The sequence below is a fragment of the Bacillus sp. JJ634 genome, from assembly GCF_036962285.1.
Taxonomy (GTDB): Bacteria; Bacillota; Bacilli; order Bacillales; family DSM-1321; genus Peribacillus; species Peribacillus asahii_A.
In genome coordinates, this window is the sequence record NZ_JBALMU010000028.1 from 1 (window position 1) to 5954 (window position 5954).

Genomic DNA, 5954 nt, shown 5'->3' on the forward strand with positions numbered 1-5954 from the left:
TTATCTGATATAGTACAGATATGAAATAAATCACTACAAACTTATACCCCTTTGTTTGCATGTGAAATTTCTCCCATCCCCTTTGTTCGTATGAATAGATAAAAAGCCATGTAAATCATAGATTTACATGGCTTTTTCGTTAAATATAGCGTTTGTAAAATAGGAAATAGAAAAGGAGAAATACTGTTATACAATATATAAATATAATAAGTGAACGTTTTGTAAATTTTTTGTGAAATTATGCACAAGCTACTTGATAAACGGTCTTGTTTTCTGTTATATTTATTGTGAAATGAATTACAAACAAACTCATACCTTTTTGTTTAATTGTGAAAGATTTCTCCTACCCCTTATTTTCTATACAATGGCCATGCATATAAGATGCATGGCTCTTTATTTGTGAAAAAAAGCAGTCATTCAGCTGACTGCTTTTTTGTATATTTCCAAAACGTTCCGTATTTAGCGGGGATTTTTTTTACGACTTGTTTGAGAACAAGTTTTTTCATTTCTCGTTCGACTGTACTTTTATTCATATTATAGACAGCTTCAATTTCTTTTGTAGCGACCAATGTAAAGCAACTCATAAATTGTTCAAGAGAAGGGGGAGCGCTTGGTTCGGGCAGACCTTTTAACATATCATCTAAAATTTGAACATATACTTCATAAGGATACACACCCGATAGCTTAATGCCTTCTTCTTCGATATTTTGGTTGAAGAAGACTAATGATGGAATTTCTTGAACATCCATTTCTGTTGTGATTTTTAGGTCGCATTGAAATCCTTTTGAAGCGCTTGATGAAGTAATATCATGCATGAATTCATCGACATCTAGTCCCACGCTTTTGGCACACTCCGTTAACACATCGATATTGGATATATTCTTCTTTTTAATAAAAATGTATTCCTGTAATTTTCTTAAAAAATGAGTAGCCAATTTTCTTCCTTGAAGTTCGGCTGCTTTTATCGCAATAGATACGATATGCGGGGAGGTGATAGGATCTTCCAACCATAAATCACCGTCACAAGACATACCGGAACGGCTCGCTGTTTTTTCCCAAGCTTGAGCGATCTGTTCAAAACTTTTATTTTTCCCGATATTAAGAGAGGCTAGTTTTCCGCTTACTACATGTCGTAAGCTAAATAATTGACCGTATTCAATTTGCAGTTTTCGAATAACTGGTTCCAATCCCCAGCATTCAGGACAAAGAGGGTCAATAAACACATAAATCTCAATTGGCTTTTTTCCAATATCATAACAATGTTGTCGTTTACTCCAATCGGAAATGTTGAAAACGGATTTATGAACGCTCAACTGTCTTCTCCTTTCCCATCAGTGGAAGCTGTATTAACCATATGTTGTGCTGTCAAAAAGAGGCGATGATAGAAAAAGTCACGAATTTCACCTTCAAGACCGATTTCATCCATGGCTTCATACATACAGGAAAGCCATGCTTTTGCTCGTTCTGGTGTAATTTCAAATGGAAGATGTCGAGCTCTTAGCATTGGATGACCATGTTCATCTGTATAAAGGGAAGGACCTCCCAAGTATTGAGTCATAAATTGTTTTTGTTTTCGAATGGTTTCAGTTAAGTCATCAGGAAAGATTGGATGCAAATCGGGATGCTTTTGAACTTTGGAGTAAAATGCATCAATTAACCTGTGTAATTGCCCTTCTCCAATGGCTTCATATGGTGTAGGGTTCCCTTGCGTCATGCTGATTACTCCTTTTATGAAAAGATAATCCGACGTTGTTTTAGTTTAGCCGGATATTTAATCATTATTTTAACAATGGACACTTAATATCACAAATTTCTAGCTTGATGAAAATTTTACACAGACATGTTGTGATCGATTCAATTCAAACGACCATAAGTTTATAAGATTATTTCATATGAATGAGCCTGAAATCAATAACAGAATTTAACAAAAATAACGATAAAAAAGTCGACTCATTTCATAGTCGACTGTAAAAGCTTAGCTTAAATATGTATCCATGATTTTAGCTACATAATTTTGCGTTTCTTTAAAAGGAGGGATGCCGCCGTATTTATCAACATTTCCAGGGCCAGCATTGTAGGCGGCTAAAGCTTTTTCAAGGTCCCCATCATACTTAGTGAGCATATTGCTTAAATATTTACTGCCTCCCATAATATTCTCTGCGGGGTCAAAGATGTTTTGCACTCCTAAACTTCTCGCTGTGGCAGGCATTAATTGCATTAATCCGCTAGCACCTGCATAGCTTTTGGCATCTGAATTAAAATTAGACTCTTGTTGAATCACAGATTTAATTAATTTCTCAGGCAGTTTATATAAAGCAGCAGCTTCTGTAATAATCGCATCATAATCTGTTTTTTTGTCTGGAGTTGAACTCGCTTGCGGGATTGCGTGAGATTGTGACGGCATGTGTATATTGTTAGAAAGCGTGCTCCATACAGAACCTAATGATTGAGCGGCCTTGTCTCCTAGTGTGTCACTTGACAGCACTTCTGTCAGCATGTCTTGAAAAAGGGAATTAGAATGACTGCTTGTAGAATTCGTGCTTGAAAGTGATTGAAGAGCTTGTAGCTCAATAAGCGTTTTAATAGTATGGACATTCATCCATTTCACCTCCATTTATGAAGCGAAATTATTCGCCAAAAGTTGCTTCGTAAAAGCGCTTAACTTTATTTTCGGTTTCTTGAAGCGGAATTTGAAGTGTTTCAAGCAGTTCCCTGAAAATCTTTTCTCCACTTTCTGCATCTTGCACTTCATATTCCAGTTCATAATCTTCTTTCCCTGCATAAAAGCTATGGTCAACGACGAGCAATCCATCTTGAAAGGGGAGCTCAGCGCGATCTGTCCGCAATGAACCGAAGCATATGAAATCCGACGGGTTCAGCTTAGCTTGAATCAGAAGTGCTTGTATAGGACCTTCGGGGAATAGTCCGTTATGTAGAAAAGCTTCGGCTTCTTGTTTAGATAATGCTTGGTTAGATTCTAATAAGCCTTCTTTTGCCGGCTGTTTTAAAGTGAGCTCATATGCTTCGTTTTTCTCGCGAATCCGTAGAGCGGAATATTGTTTTTTTAAATCAAAATCTTTCGTATCGAAGTAATGGTTTTGTTGCGTGATAAAAGAATCAGGTGCGATTTGGAAATAGTGTACGAGCCTCTCAAATGCTTCTTTAGAGAGCAGGTTTTTAAATTCAATTTCAATATGCTGGTCCATCTGTAATTCCTTTCTTTGAGCCTTTTTATTTTAATGATATAAGAACGAACTCTTCTGTCAAATGTTCTTCAATTATTTTTCCAGATAATTTTTCAATATTTAGGCATGGCCTGCAGGATATGATAAAATATAATCGTTAAGTGGAGAAATAATGTCTAAGATTATGCAGAATTATGTTCTCCCGAAAAGATTCTAGAAAAGAAGGATAAATATACATATATGCTTGCAGGCTTAAAAGTATTAGGCTGTTTGTGAGCGAATGATAGGGGAAACTGCTATAACAAATAGTAGATTTTGTTTAGAGGGAATTAGGTGGTGCAGCAATGGAACAATGGGATGATTTTTTGGCGCCTTATAAACAGGCTGTTGAGGAACTGAAGGTTAAATTAAAGGGATTGAGAGTACAATTTAAACGTGCACAAGTTCATTCTCCAATTGAATTTGTGACAGGTCGGGTTAAACCAATTTCTAGTATATTAGATAAGGCTAGTCAAAAAAATATTCCGCTCGATAAGTTAGATACAGAAATACAAGATATTGCAGGCATTAGAATGATGTGTCAGTTTGTTGATGATATTAAGCAAGTTGTCGAGTTGCTGAGAAATAGAAATGATTTTGAGATTATAGAAGAGCGAGATTATATTTCGCATCAAAAAAATAGCGGCTATCGTTCATATCATGTTGTCATTTGTTATCCAGTTCAAACGATTAATGGAGAGAAAAAAATCTTAGCAGAGATTCAAATTCGGACATTAGCTATGAATTTCTGGGCAACGATTGAACATTCTTTAAATTATAAATATAAAGGCGATTTCCCGAAAGACATTCAAGTTCGTTTGAAGCGTGCAGCAGAAGCGGCCTTTTTATTGGATGAGGAAATGTCTCAAATTCGATTAGAAATTCAAGAAGCACAACGGCTTTTTTCTAGAAAAAAAGACTCAAAGGACCATTGATAGTTTAGTTAAACAAATATAACTAGTAGGGTGTGGGTGTATGAAATTTGCAATTACTTCAAAAGGAGATACAAAATCGAATGCTTTAATGCAACGGATGAGAACGTATCTTCAAGATTTTAATTTGAAATATGATGAAGATCAACCAGACATCGTGATATCCGTCGGAGGGGATGGGACATTATTATATGCATTTCATCGCTATAAAAACCGTCTGGATAAAACGGCTTTTGTCGGTGTTCATACAGGTCATCTTGGATTCTATGCGGACTGGACTCCTGATGAGATTGAAAAATTAGTGATTGCCTTGGCAAAAACACCATTTCAAGTTGTTGAATATCCATTGCTTGAAACGATTGTGCGTTATCAGCATGGCGGACGTGAAGCAAGATTTCTTGCTTTAAATGAATCAACGGTAAAGAGCGTGGAAGGGACGCTTGTTATGGATGTAGAAATTCGCGGTCAGCATTTCGAAAGATTCCGCGGCGATGGCTTATGTATTGCAACGCCTTCGGGAAGTACGGCGTATAACAAGGCATTAGGAGGGGCTATTATCCATCCTTCTATTGATGCCATTCAAGTAACGGAACTTGCCTCGATTAACAATCGGGTGTTTAGAACGATCGGTTCCCCATTATTGCTTCCTGCACATCATACATGTACGCTGCGTCCGGTCAATGATGTGAATTTCCAAATTACGGTCGACCATTTAACATTGCTTCAGGAAGATGTTAAATCGATTCAATGTCGCGTAGCGGATGAAAAAATTCGTTTTGCAAGATTTAGACCATTTCCGTTTTGGAAAAGGGTACATGATTCATTTATTGCAAACTAAAGGAGTTTACAACCGATGTCTAGTCAATCATGTTTCTCCTTAAGCTGGACGGTCACAGAAGAAGAGGCAGCAAGTCTATTACGAGAATTTTTGATGAAGCAGGAGATTTCAAAAGCGGCTTTAACGGATATTAAATTTAAGGGCGGTAGAATCGAGGTAAACGGGATAGAAGTGACGGTAAGAGAAAAGCTTAAAGCGGGCGATCAAGTTGTTGTCACGTTTCCGAAAGAAGAACCGAGTTCAGGCTTGCGTGCCGAATCACTTCCGCTCGATATAATCTATGAGGATGAGTATCTTTTAGTTGTGAAAAAACCAGCTGGCATGAATACGATTCCTTCAAGAGAACACCCATATGGAAGTCTAGCAAATGCTTTAGCAGGCTATTATAAAGAACAAAATATAGCGGCAACGATTCATATCGCAACGCGTCTGGACCGTGATACATCGGGTTTGGTTCTAATTGCTAAACATCGTCACATTCATCACTTGTTAAGTAAACAACAGAAGCAAGGGGATGTTAAACGACGTTATCAAGCTGTTGCGGAAGGGACACTTGCTCCTGACCAAGGGAGAATTGAGGAACCAATTGGCCGGAAAACAACGAGCATTATGGAACGAGAAGTGCGCGAAGATGGACAATATGCGTGTACGTTGTATCGTGTTTTAGAGCGATTGCCTAATTATACATTTGTAGAACTTCAGCTGCTTACTGGCCGAACACATCAAATTCGTGTTCATATGGCATATATCGGTCATCCGCTGGCAGGGGATGATTTATACGGTGGCACGCGGGATAAAATCTCTCGTCAAGCACTGCATTGCTATGCCTTAATGTTTACACATCCAGTAACAAGGCGTACGATGAGCTTCACGGAAGGCCTTCCAGAAGATATGAAAACTTTAGTAGTAAAGAAATAAGTTCAACATAAAAAACTCGCTTGTGCGAGTTTTTTATGTTGA

At 37.5% G+C, this 5954-nt stretch carries 7 protein-coding genes; 3 read left to right on the forward strand and 4 right to left on the reverse strand.

Annotation, left to right across the window (positions count from 1 at the left end):
• Nucleotides 1-413 precede the first annotated feature (413 nt).
• The 4 genes from V7068_RS05485 to V7068_RS05500 all read right to left on the reverse strand — a co-directional run bounded on the left by V7068_RS05485 (nt 414) and on the right by V7068_RS05500 (nt 3206).
• A complete protein-coding gene (locus V7068_RS05485) occupies nt 414-1313 on the reverse strand; it encodes a ClpXP adapter SpxH family protein (protein ID WP_499711435.1) in 900 nt (299 codons plus the stop codon).
• A complete protein-coding gene (locus V7068_RS05490) occupies nt 1310-1714 on the reverse strand; it encodes a globin domain-containing protein (RefSeq protein ID WP_375349223.1) in 405 nt (134 codons plus the stop codon). Before V7068_RS05490 ends, V7068_RS05485 begins: the two co-directional genes overlap by 4 nt.
• Before the next feature lie 261 nt (nt 1715-1975).
• Entirely contained in the window at nt 1976-2599 is a 624-nt protein-coding gene (locus V7068_RS05495; protein WP_499711437.1) for a lytic transglycosylase domain-containing protein, read from the reverse strand.
• Nucleotides 2600-2627: 28 nt separating this feature from the next.
• The gene (locus V7068_RS05500) at nt 2628-3206 is read right to left on the reverse strand and encodes a CYTH domain-containing protein (RefSeq protein ID WP_402918990.1); all 579 of its coding nucleotides are present in this window, start codon (nt 3204-3206) and stop codon (nt 2628-2630) included.
• A gap of 323 nt (nt 3207-3529) precedes the next feature.
• Here V7068_RS05500 and yjbM point away from each other — a divergent pair, with 323 nt between their 5' ends.
• From yjbM to V7068_RS05515, 3 genes are read left to right on the forward strand one after another with little or no spacing between them, the layout of a single operon-like run.
• Nucleotides 3530-4159 (forward strand): GTP diphosphokinase, encoded by a 630-nt coding sequence (gene yjbM, locus V7068_RS05505; protein ID WP_499711438.1) that lies wholly within the window; start codon nt 3530-3532, stop codon nt 4157-4159.
• Between the two features lie 40 nt (nt 4160-4199).
• Complete coding sequence (locus V7068_RS05510) at nt 4200-4994, forward strand: NAD kinase (RefSeq protein ID WP_488988244.1); 795 nt, start codon at nt 4200-4202, stop codon at nt 4992-4994.
• A gap of 15 nt (nt 4995-5009) precedes the next feature.
• Nucleotides 5010-5912 (forward strand): RluA family pseudouridine synthase, encoded by a 903-nt coding sequence (locus V7068_RS05515; protein WP_499711440.1) that lies wholly within the window; start codon nt 5010-5012, stop codon nt 5910-5912.
• The last annotated feature ends 42 nt before the right edge of the window (nt 5913-5954 follow it).

Excerpts from the sequence above, each read along its gene's own strand:
- V7068_RS05490 (WP_375349223.1), bottom strand. The coding sequence starts at position 1,714 with ATGACGCAAGGGAACCCTACACCATATGAAGCCATTGGAGAAGGGCAA.
- V7068_RS05495 (WP_499711437.1), bottom strand. The coding sequence starts at position 2,599 with ATGAATGTCCATACTATTAAAACGCTTATTGAGCTACAAGCTCTTCAA.
- V7068_RS05500 (WP_402918990.1), bottom strand. The coding sequence starts at position 3,206 with ATGGACCAGCATATTGAAATTGAATTTAAAAACCTGCTCTCTAAAGAA.
- yjbM (WP_499711438.1), top strand. The coding sequence starts at position 3,530 with ATGGAACAATGGGATGATTTTTTGGCGCCTTATAAACAGGCTGTTGAG.
- V7068_RS05510 (WP_488988244.1), top strand. The coding sequence starts at position 4,200 with ATGAAATTTGCAATTACTTCAAAAGGAGATACAAAATCGAATGCTTTA.
- V7068_RS05515 (WP_499711440.1), top strand. The coding sequence starts at position 5,010 with ATGTCTAGTCAATCATGTTTCTCCTTAAGCTGGACGGTCACAGAAGAA.